This window comes from Pseudonocardia yuanmonensis, assembly GCF_039542425.1.
In the GTDB taxonomy this organism is placed as follows: Bacteria; Actinomycetota; Actinomycetes; order Mycobacteriales; family Pseudonocardiaceae; genus Pseudonocardia; species Pseudonocardia yuanmonensis.
Genome location: NZ_BAABIC010000012.1, coordinates 42,492 through 61,769, shown reverse-complemented (window position 1 = coordinate 61,769; position 19,278 = coordinate 42,492). Strand labels below are relative to the sequence as shown.

18 protein-coding genes are annotated in these 19,278 nt (G+C 75.2%); 10 read left to right on the top strand and 8 right to left on the bottom strand.

Annotation, left to right across the window (positions count from 1 at the left end; translation table 11 throughout):
* The first annotated feature begins 7 nt into the window (after positions 1–7).
* From ABD990_RS18530 to ABD990_RS18515, 4 genes are all read left to right on the top strand, one after another.
* Entirely contained in the window at positions 8–1,000 is a 993-nt protein-coding gene (locus ABD990_RS18530) for a TauD/TfdA family dioxygenase (protein ID WP_345381825.1), read from the top strand.
* A complete protein-coding gene (gene sbnB / locus ABD990_RS18525) occupies positions 997–2,061 on the top strand; it encodes a 2,3-diaminopropionate biosynthesis protein SbnB (RefSeq protein ID WP_345381824.1) in 1,065 nt (354 codons plus the stop codon). The genes ABD990_RS18530 and sbnB overlap by 4 nt, the downstream gene beginning before the upstream one ends.
* A gap of 99 nt (positions 2,062–2,160) precedes the next feature.
* A complete protein-coding gene (locus ABD990_RS18520; RefSeq protein ID WP_345381823.1) occupies positions 2,161–2,520 on the top strand; it encodes a hypothetical protein in 360 nt (119 codons plus the stop codon).
* Positions 2,504–2,674 carry a hypothetical protein gene (locus ABD990_RS18515; RefSeq protein WP_345381822.1) on the top strand — a complete coding sequence of 57 codons (171 nt, stop codon included), beginning with the start codon at positions 2,504–2,506 and terminating at the stop codon, positions 2,672–2,674. Before ABD990_RS18520 ends, ABD990_RS18515 begins: the two co-directional genes overlap by 17 nt.
* Before the next feature lie 73 nt (positions 2,675–2,747).
* On the opposite strand, the gene ABD990_RS18510 is transcribed toward ABD990_RS18515, so the two are convergent.
* Both ABD990_RS18510 and ABD990_RS18505 read right to left on the bottom strand, forming a co-directional pair.
* Entirely contained in the window at positions 2,748–2,930 is a 183-nt protein-coding gene (locus tag ABD990_RS18510) for a hypothetical protein (protein WP_345381821.1), read from the bottom strand.
* 58 nt (positions 2,931–2,988) lie between these two features.
* Positions 2,989–3,273 carry a YggT family protein gene (locus tag ABD990_RS18505; RefSeq protein WP_345381820.1) on the bottom strand — a complete coding sequence of 95 codons (285 nt, stop codon included), beginning with the start codon at positions 3,271–3,273 and terminating at the stop codon, positions 2,989–2,991.
* A 95-nt stretch (positions 3,274–3,368) separates the two neighbouring features.
* Between ABD990_RS18505 and ABD990_RS18500 the strand changes: the two genes are divergently transcribed.
* Genes ABD990_RS18500 through ABD990_RS18490 form a run of 3 tightly spaced genes read left to right on the top strand, consistent with a single transcriptional unit; the run spans position 3,369 to position 10,008 of the window.
* Positions 3,369–4,889 (top strand): hypothetical protein, encoded by a 1,521-nt coding sequence (locus tag ABD990_RS18500; RefSeq protein ID WP_345381818.1) that lies wholly within the window; start codon positions 3,369–3,371, stop codon positions 4,887–4,889.
* Positions 4,886–5,614 (top strand): hypothetical protein, encoded by a 729-nt coding sequence (locus ABD990_RS18495; RefSeq protein WP_345381817.1) that lies wholly within the window; start codon positions 4,886–4,888, stop codon positions 5,612–5,614. The genes ABD990_RS18500 and ABD990_RS18495 overlap by 4 nt, the downstream gene beginning before the upstream one ends.
* Positions 5,611–10,008, top strand: coding sequence for a hypothetical protein (locus tag ABD990_RS18490; RefSeq protein WP_345381816.1), 4,398 nt, complete (start codon positions 5,611–5,613; stop codon positions 10,006–10,008). Before ABD990_RS18495 ends, ABD990_RS18490 begins: the two co-directional genes overlap by 4 nt.
* A gap of 66 nt (positions 10,009–10,074) precedes the next feature.
* Here ABD990_RS18490 and ABD990_RS18485 read toward each other — a convergent pair whose 3' ends face one another.
* Positions 10,075–11,493, bottom strand: a complete 1,419-nt coding sequence (locus ABD990_RS18485; protein WP_345381814.1) for a xylulokinase — start codon at positions 11,491–11,493, stop codon at positions 10,075–10,077.
* Positions 11,494–11,591: 98 nt separating this feature from the next.
* On the opposite strand from ABD990_RS18485, the gene ABD990_RS18480 reads away from it, so the two are divergent.
* Positions 11,592–12,317: an NAD-dependent epimerase/dehydratase family protein gene (locus tag ABD990_RS18480; RefSeq protein ID WP_425569625.1), complete on the top strand. Its 726-nt coding sequence runs from the start codon at positions 11,592–11,594 to the stop codon at positions 12,315–12,317.
* 60 nt (positions 12,318–12,377) lie between these two features.
* Here ABD990_RS18480 and ABD990_RS18475 read toward each other — a convergent pair whose 3' ends face one another.
* Both ABD990_RS18475 and ABD990_RS18470 read right to left on the bottom strand, forming a co-directional pair.
* Positions 12,378–13,874: a deoxyguanosinetriphosphate triphosphohydrolase family protein gene (locus ABD990_RS18475; protein ID WP_345381812.1), complete on the bottom strand. Its 1,497-nt coding sequence runs from the start codon at positions 13,872–13,874 to the stop codon at positions 12,378–12,380.
* A 159-nt stretch (positions 13,875–14,033) separates the two neighbouring features.
* Positions 14,034–15,500 carry a cytochrome P450 gene (locus ABD990_RS18470; RefSeq protein ID WP_345381995.1) on the bottom strand — a complete coding sequence of 489 codons (1,467 nt, stop codon included), beginning with the start codon at positions 15,498–15,500 and terminating at the stop codon, positions 14,034–14,036.
* 106 nt (positions 15,501–15,606) lie between these two features.
* Here ABD990_RS18470 and ABD990_RS18465 point away from each other — a divergent pair, with 106 nt between their 5' ends.
* Complete coding sequence (locus tag ABD990_RS18465) at positions 15,607–16,182, top strand: TetR/AcrR family transcriptional regulator (protein WP_345381811.1); 576 nt, start codon at positions 15,607–15,609, stop codon at positions 16,180–16,182.
* A gap of 34 nt (positions 16,183–16,216) precedes the next feature.
* Here ABD990_RS18465 and ABD990_RS18460 read toward each other — a convergent pair whose 3' ends face one another.
* Genes ABD990_RS18460 through ABD990_RS18450 form a run of 3 tightly spaced genes read right to left on the bottom strand, consistent with a single transcriptional unit; the run spans position 16,217 to position 18,388 of the window.
* On the bottom strand, positions 16,217–17,044 hold the full coding sequence (locus ABD990_RS18460; RefSeq protein WP_345381810.1) for an ABC transporter permease: 828 nt from the start codon (positions 17,042–17,044) through the stop codon (positions 16,217–16,219).
* Positions 17,004–17,831, bottom strand: a complete 828-nt coding sequence (locus tag ABD990_RS18455) for an ABC transporter ATP-binding protein (RefSeq protein ID WP_345381809.1) — start codon at positions 17,829–17,831, stop codon at positions 17,004–17,006. Before ABD990_RS18455 ends, ABD990_RS18460 begins: the two co-directional genes overlap by 41 nt.
* Entirely contained in the window at positions 17,828–18,388 is a 561-nt protein-coding gene (locus tag ABD990_RS18450) for a MarR family transcriptional regulator (protein ID WP_345381808.1), read from the bottom strand. Before ABD990_RS18450 ends, ABD990_RS18455 begins: the two co-directional genes overlap by 4 nt.
* Positions 18,389–18,456: 68 nt before the next feature.
* Here ABD990_RS18450 and ABD990_RS18445 point away from each other — a divergent pair, with 68 nt between their 5' ends.
* Positions 18,457–19,170 (top strand): pyridoxamine 5'-phosphate oxidase family protein, encoded by a 714-nt coding sequence (locus ABD990_RS18445; protein ID WP_345381807.1) that lies wholly within the window; start codon positions 18,457–18,459, stop codon positions 19,168–19,170.
* Positions 19,171–19,278: the final 108 nt, after the last annotated feature.

Below are 19,278 nucleotides of genomic sequence, written 5' to 3'. Positions count from 1 at the left end.
CACCGAGATGACCCAGCCCGCACCCGCCCTGGACCTCACGCAGCGCCCCGGTGGGCCCGTCGTCCTGACCACGACCGCCCCCTCCGGACCCGCCGGGTGGGCCGCGGAGAACCGGGACGCCGTCCGGAACCTGGTCGCGCAGTACGGGCACCTGTTCGTCCGCGGCCTCGGCCTGCAGGACTGGGCGGCCACGGCGGCCGTCTTCCGCGGTCTGACGAACCAGCTGCTCGGCGAGCGGGAGGCGTTCGCACCCCGGCAGCACTTCGGCGACGGCGTGCACTCCTCGACCGCCTGGCCCGCCAACCAGCAGATGTGCATGCACCACGAGCTCAGCTACACGCTCGAGTTCCCGGGCCTGATGCTGTTCGCGTGCCTCAGCCCGCCCGCGGCCGGCGGGGCCACCACGGTCTCCGACGCCGCCGCGGTGCTGCAGGCGCTGCCCGCCGACCTCGTCGCCCGGTTCGAGCGCGAGGGCTGGATGCTCACCCGCACCTACAACGACGAGATCGGCGCGTCGTGGCCGGACGCCTTCGGCACGGACGACCGCGCCGCCGTCGAGGCCTACTGCCGCGCCAACGCGATCGAGTTCGAGTGGACCTCCGACGGCGGCCTCAAGACCCGGCAGCGCCGGCTCGCCGTGGTCCGGCACCCGGTCAGCGGGGCGCGCTGCTGGTTCAACCAGATCGCCTTCCTCAACGAGTTCACCCTCGACCCGGACGTCCGGGAGTTCCTCGTCGACACCTACGGGCCCGACGGCCTGCCCTTCACCACCCGGTTCGGCAACGGCGAACCGATCGGCCCCGAGGTGATCGCGCTGATCAACGACGTCTACACCGCCCACACGCTGCGCGAGCCGTGGCAGGCCGGGGACCTGCTGCTCGTCGACAACGTCCGGTGCGCGCACAGCCGCGAGGCCTACCAGGGCGACCGGCAGGTGCTCGTCGGGCTCGCCGACTCGGTCAAGCTCGCCGACTGCGCCCCCACGGCGGGTGCCCAGTGACCGCCGTCGACCCCGCTGCGGCGCCTGCGAGCGCCGGGCTCACCGTGCCGCCCTTCGCCGTGGTGTCGGGGGCGCAGGTCCAGCAGGCGCTGCAGGGCCGGGAACGGGAGATCACCGACCTGGTGGAGGCCACCTACCGGCTGCACGGGGCGGGGGACACGGTCAACCCGCCCTCGTACTTCCTGCGGTTCCCGGACCGGCCGACCTCGCGGATCATCGCGTTGCCGGCCTCGCTCGGCGGGCCCACGCCGGTCGACGGGCTGAAGTGGATCTCCAGCTTCCCGGGCAACGTCCAGGCCGGGATCCCGCGCGCCTCGGCGGTACTGATCCTCAACGACCACGACACCGGCTACCCGTTCGCCTGCATGGAGAGCTCGATCATCAGCGCCACCCGAACGGCGTCGTCGGCGGCGCTGGCGGCGGAGCGGCTGAGCGAGGGGCGCAAGCGGCCCACCCGGGTCGGCTTCTTCGGCACGGGCCTGATCGCGCGCTACATCCAGACCTTCCTCGCCGGGACCGGCTGGGAGTTCGAGGAGATCGGCGTGTTCGACCTCTCGGCGGACAGCGCCGCCGGCTTCCGCGGGCACCTCGAGCGCACGGGCACGCCGGGCCGGATCACGCTGCACGAAACCCCCGAGCAGCTCATCCGGAACAGCGACCTCGTCGTCTTCGCGACGATCGCCGGGACGCCGCACGTCACCGAGGTGTCGTGGTTCGACCACGGGCCGCTGGTCCTGCACGTGTCCCTGCGCGACCTCGCGCCGGAGATCCTCCTGGCCGCGACCAACTACGTCGACGACGTCGAGCACTGCCTCAAGGCGGACACCTCGCCGCACCTCGTGGAGCAGCGGCTCGGACACCGGGACTTCCTGGCCGGGACGCTGGACGACGTCCTGGAGCGCAGGGTGTCGGTGCCGGCCGAGGGCACGGTGGTCTTCTCGCCGTTCGGGCTCGGCGTGCTGGACCTCGCCGTCGGGAAGTACGTGTACGACCAGGTCGTGCGTGCGGGGGAGCTGCAGGTCGTGGACGGGTTCTTCCACGAGCTGAAGCGGCACGGGTGAGGGGACGCCGGCCCCGCGGGGCCGGCGTCCCGGCCCCGCCGGGCGGCGCGCCGCCGGGTTCGCCGGTTTCGTCGGTGGGGCCCGCTAGCGTCCGCGTCGATGGGTGCGACGTGGATGAGCTTCCTGGGCGGGCTCCTCGGCGCGCTGCTCGGTGCCCTGGCCAACATCCTGGTCGGCGAGGGCAAGCGGCGCCGCGAGGAGGACACCGCCCTGCTCGGCTGGTGCAGCCAGGTCTACGACTGGGTCGTCGAGGGCAAGGTCGCGCCGGAGGCCGCGCGGCACATGCTGGAGGAGCGGCGGATCGCCGGGCACTGGTACGCCTTCAACCGGCGCTACGCGAAGCGGGTCGACGCTATCCTGGACGAGCTCGACCGGGCCTTCGCGCCGCCGGAACCACCGGGCGCGGCCCGGGAGGTGTTCGTGCTCGACACGGAGGACGACGATGGCCGACCAGGATGACGGGCACGTGGTCACCGAGGTGACCGCGCGCCAGGTCCGCGCCGCCCGCTTCCGGGTGGAGCGGGACTCGAGACAGGGCCGGGTCACCCCGGAGCGCATCCGCAGGCTCGCCCGGGTGCTGCTGCCGGGGGAGGAGTCCCCGCAGCCCGGCTGATCCGGTCCTGCGCGCCCGGGATCCGCCGGATTCCGGCGCGGTTCCGGGTGCCTGCCGGAGGCATACGTGCGGGTCAGCCCTCGCCGTCGGCGTCGGCCACGTCCGGGCTGTCGCCGTGCGGATCCTGCGTGCCGCCGTCCGGCCGGTCCTCCGGCGGCGCCGTCATCGTGGGCTCGGCGTCCTGGTCCACGGGGTCGTCGGGCAGCGCCGGCTCGTCCTCGGCCCTGCTGTGCTCGGGGTTCTGCGGGTCGGTCATGGTCCCCGCCTACCCGGGTGGGGGTGGGGTATGCGGGCGCGCCGACGCACGGCCCGCGTCAGAACGGGATCAGCGGGACGATCGCGGTGCGCAGGATCAGCACGCCGACGAAGACGATGATGAAGGCGAGGTCGAGGCTGATCCCGCCCAGGTTGACCGGCTTCACGACCCGGCGGACCGGCGCGATCACGGGTTCGGTGATGCCGTGCGTCACGCGGCGGGCCTGGTAGAGGGCGGAGCCGCCGCTGCCGGGGGAGAGCACCCCGATCCAGTCGACGACCACCCGCGCGAGCAGGACCACCTGGAACAGCACCAGCAGCAGCCCGAGGAGGGAGGCGATCACGGCGGTCTCCTTTCCGGTTCCCCTCCGAGTGTCCCGGTCCCAGGTGAGAGGGGCCTGAGAGTTTCTGTCGGTGCTCCCTTCTAAGGTCGACGACCATGACGGCCGGGAGGGTGGGTGGCGCCATCGTGTCGCCCGCGGCGGACGCGACCGCCCGGGCGCGGTGGCGTGCGCTCGCGCTCACGGACCCGATCGCCCGGCTGGTGCGCAACGCCGCGCACGCCGGGATCGACGACGAGCTGTTCGACCTCCGGCAGCTCGCGCTGGCCGCCGTCGACCTGGTCGTCGGGTCGATGGGATTCGCCCGCGAGGCCACCCTGGAGGAGGTCGCGGACGACCTGACGGCCCTGGCCGCCCGGATGCGGCCGGACCGCGCGCACCAGGCCCGGGACGTCGCGCAGGTGGTACTGAAGGGCCTGCTCAACGAGGCGCACGAGCACCGCCGCTTCACCTACTGGTTCGCCGACCTCTCCGGCGAGCGGGTGGCGCGCGAGCCCTACAGCTTCCGGCTGCTCTCGCTGCGGGACGCGGAGTACGGGCCGGTGCTGGTCGCGTCGGACCAGGCGATCACGCTGTTCCTGCACGGGCTCGACGTCGACCTGGAGGACGCGGACCGCGCCCTGGCCCACGTGCTGCAGCGGCAGCTGGACGACCGCCGGTTCGACGCCGCCGTGCGCACCGCCGCCCAGGCGGAGCGCACCTCCGTCGGCATCGCCGCCACGCTGTCGGAGCTGCTCGACGCGACCCGGCGGGACGTCGGCACCCACGACTGGTTGGTCGACGTGCCCGAGCGGCTCGCGATCGCCCGCCGGCACGTGGAGGAGCGGATCGCGGAGGACGACCGGTTCCTCGAGCACGTGCAGAGCGGGCTCGACGCCGAGACGAGCGCCGACGTCCGCGCGGCGTCCGGGCGGATCGTCGACCTGCTCGGGCGGGTCCGGCAGGTCCACCTCGACCTCGAACGGCGGCTGGTGGGCGCCCGCGAGGTGTTCCTCGCCGCCCAGGTCCGGCAGCGGCTGGCCAGGCGCCGCCGGCTGCGGATGCTCGCCCTGGGTGAGGACCTCCTGCGGCCGGCCCTGGACCTGCCGCGCGAGCAGGCCGTGGAGGTCACCACGGCGTTCGCCGACCGGTCGCTCGGGATCAGCGTGCCGCGGCTGGTCCGGTTCGACGACCTGCTCGACCAGCTGTGGGCGCCGCCGCGGCAGCGCGAGACCGTCGAGCCGGTGTCGGAGGAGGCCGCCCTCGAGGAGACGGTCGAGGAGGACGTCCAGCGCTACCCCGCCGCCGTCGTCGAGGCGGCGCGCGGCGTCCTCGACACCGCCCGCGCGGTGCCGGCCCGGTTGTCGGACCTGCTCGACGCGTGCGGGTCGGACGAGGTGGCCGAGCTGGTGCTGCTCTCCGCGCTGTGGGCGTTCGCGCCCGACCCGGTGGCGGACGAGGAGGAGCCGGACGGCTCGGTCGAGCTGGCCGCCGGGCTCGCGGCCGAGGACGACGGAGCGCGCCTCGACCATCGGCTGGCCCGCGGGCGGGACCTGCTGCTCCGCGCCGTCCGGCCGGACGAGGCCGGACCCGCGCAGGACGAGGTCGGGGAGGACGAACTGGAGCTGGTGTCGCGGTGAGTGGTTCCGTTGCGGCCGACCTGACCGAGGTCAGGGCGGCGGCCGAGCTGGTGGCGTTCGGCCTGCAGCGCCGCTCCCGCCCCGTGGAGGGGAGCGACTACCGCGCCCTGCTGGACCGGTACCGGTCCGAGCTGCGCTTCCGGGACGTCGTGGACACGATGGCCGAGGGCCTCGGCCTCGAGGTGCTCGGCACGCCGCGCTCGGGGATCGTGCTCGCGCCCGAGCCCGGTGGCGCGTTCGCGACCCGGCTCGCCGACCTGCGCACGATGGACCAGGCGGAACGGCTGGTGTTCGGCCTGGTCCTGCTGGGGATCGCGGCGTACGCGTACCCGCAGGACGTCGACTTCGACGACCCGGAGACCAAGCTGGTCGACGTCGTCAAGGTCGACGAGTTCCTCCGCTCCGCGATCGGCACGCTCCAGGGCCAGGAGGGCGGCGAGGGCACTCCGGAGGAGCGCGCCCGGGCGGCCGCCGAGGTCTACGCCGACATGCCGCAGCTGATCACCACGCAGACCGGTCGGCGCGCCCGCGGCTGCACCCTCAAGGTGATCGAGGACGCGCTGGGCTGGCTCGTCGACCAGGGCGCGGCGCGTGAGGCCACCACCCTGGGGCCGGACGTCTACCACCTCACGGACCGCTTCCGGCTGCTCGTCGCGGACTCGGCCGGCGGCGCGGCCCTCGACGCGTTGCGCGGGCTGCGGGCGACGGAAGGACGGGCGCGGTGACGGCCCCGGTGATGTGGAAGATGAGCCGGGTCCGCCTGGACCGGGTCGGCCCGAGCGCGGCGCGGTTCCTCGACGTCACGCTGGACTTCACCGACGAGCGCGACGGGCACCCGCTCGACTCGATCCTCTGGCTGCGCAACGGCGGCGGGAAGTCCACCCTCCTCTCCCTGGTCTGCGCGTTGATCCGGCCGCGCCGCCGGGACTTCCTCGCGACGGCCGCCACCGGCAAGCACCTCGAGGACTACGTGCTGGGGGCGGACACCGCGCACGTCGTCGTCGAGTGGTCGGGGCCGGACGGGCGGCGCCTGGTGACCGGCGCCGTCCACGAGTGGGCCGACCGTGCGCAGCCGGCCGATCCGAACCGCGACCACGACCGGCTCAACTCCCGCTGGTACCTGTTCCGACCTCAGCCCGGGCGGGCGGAGCTGGACCTGCTGCCCTTCGAGATCGACGGGCGTCCGGCCACCCAGAAGGACTTCCTCGCCGCGGTGCGCGCGTGGGACGCGGTGCCGCAGGCCGGCGTGGCGATCACGGACGGGCTGGACCGCTGGGCCCGGCTCCTCGACGAGCACGGCCTCGACCCGGCGATCTTCACGGCGCTCCTGCAGATGAACGCCACCGAGGGCGGCATCGAGGGGCAGTTCCAGTTCCGCAACGCGGACCAGTTCGTGCGCTACCTCCTTGAGCTGATCGTCGATCCCGAGGTGCCGGGCCAGGTGTCGGCGATCCTCGAACGCGTTCGCGCCGGGCTGGCCGAGCGGCCCGAGCTGCTCGCGGACCTGGCGTTCGCGTCCGAGGCGGCCCCGCTGCTCCGCTCGCTCGCCGAGGGCCGGGCCACGCTCGCCGGGGCCGAGGAGGCCGAGCGCGCCGAGCAGGAGCGGGCCGCCCGACTGGCCGGCGCGATCGCGGCGGGCGTCGGCCGCGCGCGCCGCGAGGAGGCGGCGTACTCCGACCGGCAGCAGGAGCTGGCCGCGCACCTCACCGAGCTGCGCGGGCTGGCCGCGACCGCCGAGGAGCTGGAGTCGGCGCTGCGCGGGCTCGCCGCGCGGAACCGGGTGGAGGCGGCGCGGGAGGAGCTGGCGCAGGCGCAGGCCGGCCAGGAGCGTGCCCGGGCGGAGCTGGCGGCATGGCGCGCGGTCGTGGACGTGCTCCGGCTCCGCGATGCCCGGGCGCGGGTGCGGTCGTTGGAGGAGCAGCTCGCCGCGGCCGAGGAGGACGCGGAACCCCTGCGGCGCAGGCTCGCCGAGGCCGCCGCCCGATACGCCCGCAGCCTCGACGCGGCCCTCGCCGAGCAGACCGAGCAGGTCGCGGTGCTCGAGGAGCGACTGTCGGCGGCCCGCGCGGCGGCCGACGCCGCCCGCGAGCGGGCCCGGGCGGCCACGCGCGTCCAGGGCACGCTGTCCGGTGAGCTGGCGGCCCTGCGCACCCGGCTCGCGGAGCTCGACGCGGGCATCGACGCCTCCCGCGCGCAGGGGCACCTCGACCCGGAGGAGGAGGTGGCCGCGGCCGTCGAGCGGCACCGGGCGGCGGACGCCGAGGCCGCCGCCGAGCTGGACCGGCTGCTCCAGGACCGGGCCGGACTCCGGGAGCGCCGCGACGAGCTGCGGGCGGCCGCGGACTCCCTCGCGACCGGGCGGCGCACCCTCGCCGAGCGGCACCGGGTGGCCGCCGAGCGTCGCGCCGGACTGCGGGCCCGGGCCGCGGAGCTGGCCGCCGACGACCGGCTGCGCGCGCTGGCCGGTGGCGACGAGGTGGACCCGATCACCGAGGCGGGCGACCTGGAGGCCCTGCTCACCGCGGCGATCGCGCGGGCCGACCGGCACCGCGTCGAGCTGGCGGTCGAGGGGGCGGAGGACGAGCGCGCGCTCGCCGCGCTGGGCACGTCCGGCCTGCTCCCGCCGGCCCTGGACCTCGCCCGCGCGCAGGAGGCGGTGGAGGCCGCGGGGATCGCCGTCGCGACGGGCTGGCGCCACCTCGCCGACTCGGTCCCCCAGCGGGAGCACGAGGCCGTCCTGCGTGCGGCGCCCGCGCTGGCGTCGGGCCTGCTCGTCCACGCCGAGGCCGACCTGCCGACGGCGCGCCGGGCGCTCGCCGCGGCCGGCCTCCGCCCGACCACCGCCCTCGTCCTGGCCACCACCGCCGAGCTCGACGCCGTCGTGCAGGAGAGTCGCTCGCCGCGGTTCGAGCTGGTCACGCCCGCCGCCGCGCTCACCGACCCGGCCGCGGCCGGGGCGGAGACGGCCGCGCGCGAGCAGGCCCGGGCCGCCCGGGCGTCCCGGGACGCGGCGCTGGTGGCGGACCGGGAGCGGGACGACGACCTGCGCCGCCACGTCCGCGCGCTGCGGGCGGACTGCCCACCCGGCACCCTCGAGGCGCTCGACGCGGAGGTCGCGGCCGCCGCGGAGGAGCTCGGCCGGGTGGACGAGGACGCCGCGCTGGTCGCGGTCGACCTCGCTGCGGTCGACGAGCGTGAGCAGGAGTGCGAGCACCGCCGCGAGGCGGCGGAGGCGATCCGACGGGCGGCCGGTGTGGCCGGGGCGGTGCTGCGCGGCATGGCCGAGCGGCTCGTCGCCGCCGAGGAGGCCCGGGAGCGGGCGCAGGTCCTGCCGGTGGAGATCGACGCCGCGCAACGGGAGGTCGAGCGGGCCGGCGCCGAGGAGGAGGCGGCCCGGCGGACCGCGCGGGAGGCGGAGGAGCGGGCGGCCGCGGTGCGCCGCAGCGTCTCCGGGCTGCGCGAGGCCCGCGACGGGCTGGACGTGTCCGCGGGCGATCCGGATACCGCGGACGCCCCGCCGGTGGCCGAGGCGCAGCGGGCGTGGGAGAGCGCCGGGCGTGCCTACGCGCGCGAGGTCTCCGACTCCGCGCTGGTCGCGGCGGTCGCCGAGGCGCGCCGGGCCGTCGAGGTCCCGGCGCAGCAGGTCGCCGCCCTCCCGCCGGCGGTGCAGGAGGCCGCGACCGCGCTGGTCGACGGGCCCGACGCGGTCGACGCCGAGGCCCGCGCCGCCGCCGTTGCCCGGGCCGAGCAGACCGCCCGGGCCGCGGACGAGGCTGTGGGGTCCGCCCGGTCCGCCGTGGCGCTGACTGAGTCAGAGCTCGGCCGCCACCCGACCGTCGGCGACCTGCCCGATCCGCCGCCGCCCGACGCCGCCACCGCGCTCGCCCTGGCGGACGGGGCCGCGGAGGAGCACGCCCGGCACCGGGCGGCCGCCGAGCGCGTCCGCGCCGAGCACGAGAAGGCCGGCGGGCTCCGGGCGGAGGCACGCGAACGGGCGTCGGAGCTCGGACACCAGGGGCAGCTGCTGGGCGTCGCGCCGCCGGAGGCCGACGAGGTCACCGCTCACGAGGTCACCGCCGACGAGGTCCTGGCTGATGAGGTCACCGTGGACCAGGCCACCGCCGAGGTCACGGCCGTCCGGGACCGGCTCGACGCCGCCGGCGCCGCGGTCCGTCGCGGCCGGGGCGCCGTCGAGAAGGTGGCCCGCGAGATCGTCCTGTGGTCGGCGGCGGACCGGTTCGCCGCGGTCAAGCCCGCGGTGCGGGACCGGTTCCGGGTCACGGACGTCGCCGGCGAGCTCGGCCCGGAGGCGGAGGACCTCGCCCGCGAGCTGGAGACCTACGCGGCGAACCTGCGGGGCCGGCTGGAGGAGCTCGAGGAGCACAAGTCCGTCGTCGTCACGGCGATGACCGGCATGGTCCGCCAGGCGCTCAAGGCGCTGGCCCGTGCGCAGTCGCTGTCCGAGCTGCCGGAGAACCTCGGGCCGTGGGCGGGGCACCGCTTCCTGGAGGTCGGACCGCGGTCGGCAGTGGAGACCGCGGACGCCGTGGTGCGGGACCGCTGCGCCCGGCTGGTCGACCTGCTGACGTCCAGGGGTGCGGAGGTCCCCCGCGGCCAGGAGCTGTTGTGGCAGGCCACGAACGCGGTGGTCGGCGACGGCAACTGGAAGGCGCGGGTGCTCAAGCCGTCGACCGCGCTCGCCCTCGAGCGGGTGCCGGTGGAGCGGATGCGGAAGTGGTCCGGCGGCGAGAAGGTCACCATCTCGCTGCTGCTGTTCTGCATGGTCGCGAAGCTGCGCGCCACGAGCCGCGGCCGGGACCTGCCGGGGCTGGGCGCGCTGCCCCTCGACAACCCGCTCGGCAAGGCCAACTACGTGGTGTTCCTGGACCTGCAGCGCAAGGTCGCCGCGGCCAACGGCGTACAGCTGATCTTCCTGACGGGGGTGGGGGACATGAAGGCGGTCGGCCGCTTCCCCAACATCATCCGGCTGCGCAACACGGCCAACCGGGGCCGGGAGTACGTCCGGGTCGCCGACCGCACCCAGGCGGGGGAGGACCCGGCGGGCGCGGTGGACGTCACGCGGATCCACCGCGACGACCCGGTGCTCACCCTGCTGTAGCGCTCATGATCCACGTCCGGGCCGGAGAAGCGTCGGAGACCGGCGGTTCCGCTGCCGGGGAGTGGATCATGGTCGGCGAGGGAGGTACTTCTCCGCCGCCGCCCGATAGCGCTCCTCCAACCCCGGGGTGAGCTCGCCCTCGTACCGCTCCGAGGTCCCGCTCGCCCAGGCCGGGGGCTCCGACCCGCCGGAGAGCACCCAGGCGGCCTGCCGGGCGGCGCCGTCGGCCACGTACTCACCGGGTTCGGGCACCACGACCGGCACGCCGAACACCGTCGGGGCGATCAGCCGCACCGCCTCCGAGCGGGCGGCGCCACCGATCAGCATGATCTCGTCCGCGTGCACCCCGACCGCGGCGAGGGCGTCGACCCCCGCCTTCTGCCCGGACAGCATCCCCTCGATCGCGGCCCGCGCGAGGTTGGCGGGCGTGGCGTTGGCCAGCGTCATGCCGTGGATCGCGCCGGTGGAGTCCGGCAGGTTGGGCGTGCGCTCGCCCTCCAGGTACGGCACGAGCGTGAGGCCCTCCGCGCCGGGCGCGGCGGAGAGCGCGAGCCGGGACAGCTCCGCGTGGTCGACGCCGAGCAGCCGGGCGGCCGCGTCGAGCACCCGGGCCGCGTTGAGCGTGACCACCAGCGGCAGGAAGGCGCCGGTCGCGTCGGCGAACCCGGCGATCGTGCCGGTCGGGTCACTGCCCTGCCGGTCCCCGCGCGCCGACACCACGCCCGAGGTCCCCAGCGAGACGACGACGTCGTCGCCCGCCCCGAGCCCGAGCGCGGCGCCCGCGTTGTCCCCGGCCCCGGGGCCGAGCCGGAACCCCGGGCCCTCGACCGACTCGGTGGGGCCGAGCACCCGGGGGAGGACGACGTCGTCGCGGCCGAGGCCGAGTCGCAGCAGGTCGCGGCGGTAGTTCCCGGAGGAGGCGTCGAAGTAGCCGGTGCCGGAGGCGTCCGACCGGTCGGTGACCAGCGCGTCGAGTCCCGGAGCGCCGTGTCGACGGTCGGCTCCGCCGCCGGCCAGCTGCCAGGTCAGCCAGTCGTGCGGGAGGCAGACGGCGGCGGTGCGGGCGGCGTTGGCGGGCTCGTGCTCGGCGAGCCACCGCAGCTTCGTCACGGTGATCGACGCGACCGGCACCGTGCCGGTGGCGTCCGCCCAGGCCTGCGCGCCCAGCTCCTCGACGAGCGCGGCGGCCGCGGCGGCGGACCGGGTGTCGTTCCACAGCAACGCCGGCCGGACGACCTCGCCGGTCTCGTCGAGGCACACCATGCCGTGCTGCTGGCCGGCGACGCTGACGGCCGCGACGTCCGCGAGCCCGCCGGCCTGCTCGAGGGCCTGCTGCAGCGCCGCCCACCAGTGCTTCGGCTCGACCTCGGTCCCGTCGGGATGCGTGGCCCGCCCGGAGCGGACCAGCTCCCCGGACTCCGCGTCCCGGACGACGACCTTGCAGGACTGCGTCGACGAGTCGACGCCGGCGACCAGCTCACCCATGCCGATCACCCTGCCCTGCGCGCCCCCTCGGGCGCGAGGGCAGGATCGGGCGCGTGCAACGACTTCTGATCACGGGAGCCGCCGGGCGGATCGGGCGGATGCTGCGGGCGCGGATGCCGCGCCCCGACCGCGAGCTGCGGCTGCTCGACCGCGTCCCGGTCGACGAGCCGGGCGCGATCACCGCCGACGTCGCGGACCTCGACGCGATGGTGGCCGCGTGCGAGGGCGTCGACGCCGTCGTGCACCTCGGCGGGATCTCCGGCGAGGCGGACTGGGCGTCCATCCGGGACGCCAACATCGAGGGCACGTACGCGGTCTTCGAGGCCGCGTGGCGGGCCGGGGTGCCGCGGGTGGTGTACGCGTCGAGCAACCACGCCGTCGGGTTCGCGCACCAGCCCGACGACCCCGATCTCGACATGCCCGACGACCTCGCACCCCGCCCCGACACCTACTACGGCGTCAGCAAGGTGCTCGGCGAGGCGCTGGGCAGCCTGCACCACGACCGGCACGGGCTCGATGTCGTCTGCCTGCGGATCGGCACCTGCGCCGAGGAGCCGCACGACCTGCGCGGGCTGTCGACCTGGCTCTCGCCGGACGACTGCGCGCGGCTGGTCGAGGCGGCCGTCGCGACCCCGTCGCCGGGCTTCCGGATCGTCTGGGGCGTCTCGGCCAACAGCCGTCGCGTCTGGTCCCTCGACGGCGGCGCGGCGATCGGGTACGTCCCGCAGGACGACGCCGAGGTGTTCGCCGACCGGATCGGGCCCGGCGACCCGGCGAAGGACGAGGCCGGGAGGAGGTACGTCGGCGGCGCCTTCACGCTCTGACCACCCGGGATGTGCGGCTCGGACGCCCGGAAGTGGCGACGCGGGGGACACGGCGGGACCTCAGAGGGCCATGGCGTCCGTCCAGAGGCGGGCGGAGCGACCCGTGAGGACGTCCAACAGGGCGCCCGCCTGCGCGTCCGTCAGCGAGGCCACGTAGTCGATCACCGCCCGTCCGCGGGCGAGGTCGCCGACCTGCGCCGCCTTGACCACACCCTCCTCGGCGAGCGCGGAGTACTCGCCGCGGGCCAGCTCGACCAGGTCGTGCAGCCGCGGCGGGAGACCGGGGGCGTCCGGCGAGCGGCCGTCGGCGAGCCAGTCGTGCAGCGCGCCGACCAGCCCGGTGACGACGGTCGCCTGGCCGCGCTGGTGCGAGGCCAGGTCGGCGCGGCGCAACACGAACTGCTGGTGCACGAACTTCAGCACCGCCACCTCGTGCCACTGCGCCTCGCCGAGGGCGACGTGCGCCGCGCGGACCGGCGGGTCCTCGAGCACGCGGATGCCGCCGACGAGCCGTGAGGTCCAGCGTGCGGAGAACTCGGCGACGGCCCGCTCGGCCGCCATCGACCCGTCGAAGGGCACGGCGAGCAGGCCGTCGACCAGCTCGGCCCGCACCCGGGAGACGGCGGCGGCGAAGGCGTCGTCGGAGTAGACCCAGTCGTCCCGTTCGGCGAGCCGGCGGCGCAGGCGCTCCAGCGCGGCGCCCGGCCCGGCGGTGGGGCCGGGCTCGGCGGACCGTTCCCAGCCGCGCAGCTCGGCGGCCACCCCGGCCTGCTGGAGCACGCCGACCCGGTGGAAGTCCTCGACGTCGTGGATGGCGTAGGCGATGTCGTCGGCCGTGTCCATCACCGCGGCCTCGACGGTCTGCTGCCACGGCGCGACCGGGAACGGCGCCCGGGCCGCCCGCAGCTCGCCCAGCTCGGTCACGTAGGCGGAGAACTTGGCCGACCCGGAGTCGGGGACGCCGGGGAGCGGGCCGCCGCCGCGGGGCGGCAGGTCGGCCTCGCTGGGGTGCGGGTCCGGGTACCCGCGCCGCGCCCAGGGGTACTTGAGGACGGCGGCGCGCACCGCCGCCGTCAGGCCGAGGCCGGTGCGCCCCGGGCCGTGCAGGTCGATCGTGGTGACGATCCGGAAGCTCTGTGCGTTGCCCTCGAAGCCGTCCCGCAGGCCGAGGCGTTCGCGGGCGAGCCGGTCGAGCACCTGCTCGCCGAGGTGCCCGAAGGGCGGATGACCGAGGTCGTGCGCCAGCGCCGCGGCCTCGACGACGTCCGCGTCGCACCCGCCGAGCTTGTCGACCACCGGCCCGGACTCCTCGCCGAGCCGCTCGGCGATCGCCCGGCCGACCTGCGCGACCTGCAACGAGTGCGTGAGCCGGTTGTGCAGCAGCAGCCCGGCCCCGTTGGGGCTCACCACCTGCGTGACGCCGGCGAGGCGGGCGAAGAAGGGCGACGCGGCGATCCGGTCCCGGTCCACCCGGAACGGCGAGCCCGCCAGCCCGGCTCCCGTCTCCGCCGCACCGGACGCGCGCTCCTCCCGCCCGTCGGCCGTGCGCAGGGTCATGCGCAGCAGGCTATCCGCGCGGCCCCGCGCCCGCCGGGACCGTCTGGACGCAGCATGGATCCATCACGCCTCCATGACGGGTCGTTCGGCGAGTCATGGATCCATGACGTCTCCAGGACGGGCCCTTCGACGCGTCGTGGGCCGCGCGCCGGAGCCGGATCACAGGCGGTGGAGGCGCACCGGGATCCCGCCCACCGGGACGGGGAGCGAGGTGTTGTCCCAGCGCAGCGTGTAGCCGGGCTCGACCTCCCAGCGGTAGGTCCGCAGCATCTCGTGCAGGATCGCGGTGACCTCGTAGGTGCCGAAGTGCAGGCCGATGCACTTGTGCACGCCGCCGCCGAAGGGGATCCAGGCGTCGCGGTCGGAGCGGTCCTCGCGGCGCGACTCGGAGAAGCGGTCGGGGTCGAAGGTCTCCGGGTCGGTCCAGCAGGTCGGGTCGTAGTGGTTCACCCCCTGCGCGACGACGACCCGGGTCCCCTTCGGCACGAAGTACCCGGCCACCGTGGTGTCCTTCACCGCCGTGCGCATCACGACCGGGACCGGCGCGTCCATCCGGAGCGCCTCCTTGATCACGAGCTCCAGCGTGCCGAGGGACTTCAGGGCGGCGACGTCCGGGGGCGTGTCGCCCAGCGCGAGGGACTCCGCGCGGGCCTTCTCCTGCCACTCCGGGTTGCGGCCCAGGTGGTAGGCGGCGGACGCGGTGGCGATGGTCGACGTGTCGTGCGCGGCCATCATCAGGAAGATCATGTGGTTGACGACGTCGTCGTCGGAGAACCGCTCGCCCTCCGGCGTGACGGCGTGGCAGAGGGCGGTGAACAGGTCGTCGCCGTCGCCCGCCCGCTTGGCCGGCAGCGCGTCCCGGAACCACTTCTCCAGCACGGCGCGGCCCTGCAGGCCCTTCTGCCAGCGCGTGCCCGGGATCGGGTACCGCACGAAGGCGTTGGCCGCGCGCACGCAGTCGACGAAGGCCCGGTTGATCTCGTCCGCCTCCGGGCCGCTGCGGGCGTCCATGAACACCCGGGTGGCGATGTCGAGGGTCATGCTCTTCAGCGCGGGGTAGAGCCGCAGCGACCCCTGCCACGTCGGCACCACGTCCCGGACCACGGGCACGGCCTCGTCGACGTAGGACCTGATGCGCTCGGCGGTGAACGCCTCCTGCATGATCCGCCGGTGGGCGCGGTGCTCGTCGAAGTCCATGAGCATCAGCCCGCGGTGGAAGAACCGGTCGACCAGGACCCGCCAGCCCTCCTGTGAGAACGCCTTGTCCCGGTTGGTGAGCACCTCGCGGGTCGCCGCCGGGCCGCCGACGACGAGCGCGCGGCCGGTGGGGCTGCGCATCCACCAGACCGGGCCGTAGTGGGCGCTGCGGCGGCGGTTGAGGTCGGTGCCGAAGCGGACGTAGCCGAGCGCGTGCCCGAGCAGGGGCAGCCCGTCGTCGCCCGGCACCGGGCGCAGACCCTCCGGGGCGGTGGAGAACGGCGAGCCGACGGTGCCGGCGGAGCGCTCGAGCAGGGCGCGGTCGACCCGCTCGGGCAGCGGCAGGGTCAGCACGGAGGAGAACCGCTCCCGGGCGCGGCGCGGGAGCGACCCGAGTCCCGCACCGACCTGCTGCACCTGCTCGATCACCGTCACTGAGTCCTCCTCGACCTCGGCTGCGCCACCGACGTTAGACACTGTGACCAAATGTGTCCAGACGATTGACGGATCCGGCGTTGACGTCCAGGCTGGCCGGGTGGAACCGAGGTCGATGGCCCAGCGGGCGCGCGCCGGACTGCGCGACGACGCGCTCGACGTCGCCGAGGAGCTCGTGGTCGACCGCGGGTTCCGGGCCTTCTCGATGCGCGACCTCGCCACCCGGGTCGGGGTGAGCCGCCAGACCCTCTACACCGAGTTCGGCGACCGCCGGGGCGTGGCGTCGGCGCTGGTCCTGCGCTCGACCGAGCGGTTCCTCGACGAGATAGAGCAGGCCCTGGCCGGGGAGGCGGACCTGCACGCGGCCTGGGTGGCGGCGGTGCGGGGCGCGCTGGCCCGGGCCGAGGGCAACCCGCTGCTCACGACGCTGCTGACCGGCGAGGAGGGAACGCCGGAGCTGTTCGGCACGGACAGCGAGCCGATCGTGGTCGCGGCGCGCGAGCGGGCGGCGGGCTACCTGCGCCGCCGCCGGCCCGATCTCGACCCCGACACCGTCGGGCTCGCCGCCGAGACCGCGGCCCGGCTCACGGTGAGCCACATCGTGCTCCCGCTCGCCCCCGCCGACGTGATCGCCGAGCAGGTGGCCACGGTCGTCACCCGCATCTGCGAGGAGTGATGGTCGCTCTGACGACCGTTGCCGGCACGAGGAGTCAGCGGGTCAGGCGGGGCAGCAGGGCGCTCGCGACCGTGATCATCGCGGCGGCGGCGAGGACGAGCACCCCGAAGCAGAGGCCCAGTCGCGCCGGTTCGCCGATCAGCAGCCCGCGCAGCGCCTCCACCTCGTAGGACAGCGGGTTGACGTGGTTGACCCACTGCAGCCACGTCGGCATCAGCGCCACCGGGTAGAGCGCGTTCGAGGCGAAGAACAACGGCATGGTGATCGCCTGCCCGATGCCCATCAGCCGGTCGCGGGAGAGCACCAGCCCGGCGATCGTGATCGACAGGCAGCAGAAGAAGGCCGAGCCGAGCATCAGCGCCACGACCACGCCCAGCAGCTTCAGCGGGTTCGCCGTGAGCGACACGCCCAGGGCCAGGGCGAGCAGCAGCACGACGACGGCCTGGGCCACCGCCCGCACCCCGGCCGCGAACGCCTTGGCCGCGACGAGGGCGACCCGGGGCGTCGGTGTGACCATCAGCTTGGCCAGCACGCCGGCGTCGCGCTCCCAGATGATCTGGATGCCGTAGAAGATCGCGATGAACAGCGCCGACTGGGCGAGGATGCCGGGGGCGAGGAAGTCCAGGTAGGGCGTGCTCCCCGTCGGGATCGCGTGGATGTTGGTGAACACCTGGCCGAAGACGATCAGCCACAGGGCGGGCTGCACGGCGCGGGTGAGCAGCTCGGTGCGGTCGTGGCGGAGCTTCTGCAGCTCCACCAGGCACATGGTGGCGATGCGCGAGAGGGCGGTGCGGACGAGCGCGACCGGGCCTGGTTCGGCGTCAGCCCAGGCGGCCGGCGGTGCGGCGAGCGGCGCGGACATCGCGGATCCCTCCCTTGTCACTGCCGTCGAGGGTGTCGCCGGTGTGGTGGCGGAAGACGTCGTCGAGCGTGGCGTCCGGTCCGATGGCGCTCTTCAGCTCCCCGGGGGTGCCGAGCGCCCGCACGCGGCCGCGGTGCATCAGCGCGATCCGCTCGCAGTGCTCGTCGGCCTCCTGCATGGCGTGGGTGGTGACCAGCACCGTCATGCCGGTCTCGGCGCGGGTCCGGGCGATCCGTTCCCACACGCCGTCGCGCGCGACGGGGTCCAGGCCGACCGTCGGCTCGTCGAGGACCAGCAGCCGCGGGGCGCTGACCAGGGCCTGCGCCAGCTCGAGCCGGCGGACCATGCCGCCGGAGTAGGTCTTGACGGGCCGGTCCGCGGCCTCGACCAGGTCCATCGCCTCGAGCACGCCCTCGACCTGCGCGGTGCGAGCACGGCGCGGCACGTCGAAGAGCCGGGCGAAGAGCATCACGTTCTCGCGGCCGGTCAGCGTGCCGTCGGCGGAGAGCTGCTGCGGGACGTACCCGATCAGCCGGCGGACCTGGGTGCGCTGCCGGGCGACGTCGCGGCCGAGCACGGCGACCGTGCCGGGCGGGGCGGGCAGCAGCGTGGTGATCGAGCGGAGGGTGGTGGTCTTGCCGGCGCCGTTCGGGCCGAGCAGGCCGAACACCTCGCCGCGCCGGACCTCGAGGTCGAGGCCGTCGACGGCGACGGTGTCGCCGAAGGCCTGGCGCAGCCCGGTGCACCGGACGGCCGGGGGATCGGGGCTGTCGACGGGGCTGGTCACGGGGCCTCCGGCACGGATCGGTCCTCGAGGGTGGCGAGGAGGTGTTCGAGGGCGGGGAGCGCGGCGGTGATCGCGCTGCGCTCGGCCGGGTCGAGCTGCGCGAGGCCGGCGTCGAGGAGCTCGCGGCGGGCCTCGCGGCGCTGCCCCAGGCGCTCGACGGCGGCCGGCGTGAGGAAGAGCCGGACGGCGCGGCGGTCGTCCGGGTCGGGGTCGCGGCGCAGCAGACCGGTGTCGACGAGCTGGTTGACCAGGGTGCTCACCGAGTTGCCGGCGAGGTGGAGCGCCCGCGCGGCGGCCGCGACGCCGATGCCGGGTTCCGCCTCGACCTGCTGCAGCAGCTCCGCCTGCGCCCCGCGCAGCGGCGGCCCGCCGAACCGGGCGCGCAAGCGGCGGCGGAGCACGCGCCGCAGCCCCACGACGACGCGCAGCACGTCGTCCGAGGTGGTGGGGGTGGCGGGGGTGGGTGCCGAGGCGGCGACGGCGGTGGGTGCCGAGGCGGTTGCGGAGGCGGTTGCGGAGGCGGGTGCCGCGGGGGGTGCTGAGGTGGGTACGGCCACGCCTACGACGATAGCTCGCACTCAGAGCTGTTAGCCACGCTCAACATCAGGCGAAGCCGGAGGACTAGATGAGCGAGCGGCGCTGTCGCTCACTCCTAGTGAGCGAGAGCGCCGGTCGCTCAGTGTGGAGTGGTTCGCCCGGTGCAGGGTGGTTCGCTCGGGGGGCGTGGCGCCGATCTCGTACGCAGTACTCCGTATTGCGGAGGCGGTCGGAGCCCGACCAGCCTTGCCCTCCCGTCGTCTTCGGGCTCGGCCTCTTCGGGGTTCAGCCGCGACCGGCGAAGTCAGGTAGGTGCGTGCACATGTCGTCAGACCCTGCCGTCCGGAGCACCGGGCTCCGCGCTGACCTCGACGATCCCGTGGCTCGGGAGTTGTTGTCGTCCGCGATCCCCGCGCGCTTGGCCTATTGCTGGCGAGACGGGACTCCGCGGGTGGTGCCGATCTGGTTCCACTGGGACGGCACGGAGATCGTGATGGCGTCGCCGCCGGGTGCGCCCAAGCTGAAGGCGCTCGAGGACGGAGTCCCCGTCGCGCTCACCATCGACTCCGACGAATGGCCCTACAAGGTCCTCTCGATCAGGGGCCGCGCACAGGTCGCGAAGGTCGTCGGCGTCTGTGCGGAGTACGCCAGAGCGGCAGAGCGATATTTCGGACCGAGCGAGGGTGCGGCGTGGGTGAGCCGGTTCCCGCCCGACGTCGAGATGTGGCGCATCGCGGTCACCCCCGAGCAGGTGCGCATCCTCGACTTCGACACCCGCTTCCCAAGCGCGTTGTCGAGCTGAGCCCTCGTCGACGCCGACGCGTCGGTGACGCACGACCGGAACGGCCGGCCGAACCCGACCGGGTCACGGCCGCGGCGCCAGGCGTGAGCCGAGCTGCGAGCTGCCGGA

What these genes read in the sequence shown, in the direction of transcription:
- ABD990_RS18530 (WP_345381825.1), top strand. Translation starts at nt 8, where the DNA reads ATGACCCAGCCCGCACCCGCCCTGGACCTCACGCAGCGCCCCGGTGGG.
- ABD990_RS18520 (WP_345381823.1), top strand. Translation starts at nt 2,161, where the DNA reads ATGGGTGCGACGTGGATGAGCTTCCTGGGCGGGCTCCTCGGCGCGCTG.
- ABD990_RS18515 (WP_345381822.1), top strand. Translation starts at nt 2,504, where the DNA reads ATGGCCGACCAGGATGACGGGCACGTGGTCACCGAGGTGACCGCGCGC.
- ABD990_RS18510 (WP_345381821.1), bottom strand. Translation starts at nt 2,930, where the DNA reads ATGACCGACCCGCAGAACCCCGAGCACAGCAGGGCCGAGGACGAGCCG.
- ABD990_RS18500 (WP_345381818.1), top strand. Translation starts at nt 3,369, where the DNA reads ATGACGGCCGGGAGGGTGGGTGGCGCCATCGTGTCGCCCGCGGCGGAC.
- ABD990_RS18485 (WP_345381814.1), bottom strand. Translation starts at nt 11,493, where the DNA reads ATGGGTGAGCTGGTCGCCGGCGTCGACTCGTCGACGCAGTCCTGCAAG.
- ABD990_RS18480 (WP_425569625.1), top strand. Translation starts at nt 11,592, where the DNA reads ATGCTGCGGGCGCGGATGCCGCGCCCCGACCGCGAGCTGCGGCTGCTC.
- ABD990_RS18475 (WP_345381812.1), bottom strand. Translation starts at nt 13,874, where the DNA reads ATGACCCTGCGCACGGCCGACGGGCGGGAGGAGCGCGCGTCCGGTGCG.
- ABD990_RS18460 (WP_345381810.1), bottom strand. Translation starts at nt 17,044, where the DNA reads ATGTCCGCGCCGCTCGCCGCACCGCCGGCCGCCTGGGCTGACGCCGAA.
- ABD990_RS18445 (WP_345381807.1), top strand. Translation starts at nt 18,457, where the DNA reads ATGAGCGAGCGGCGCTGTCGCTCACTCCTAGTGAGCGAGAGCGCCGGT.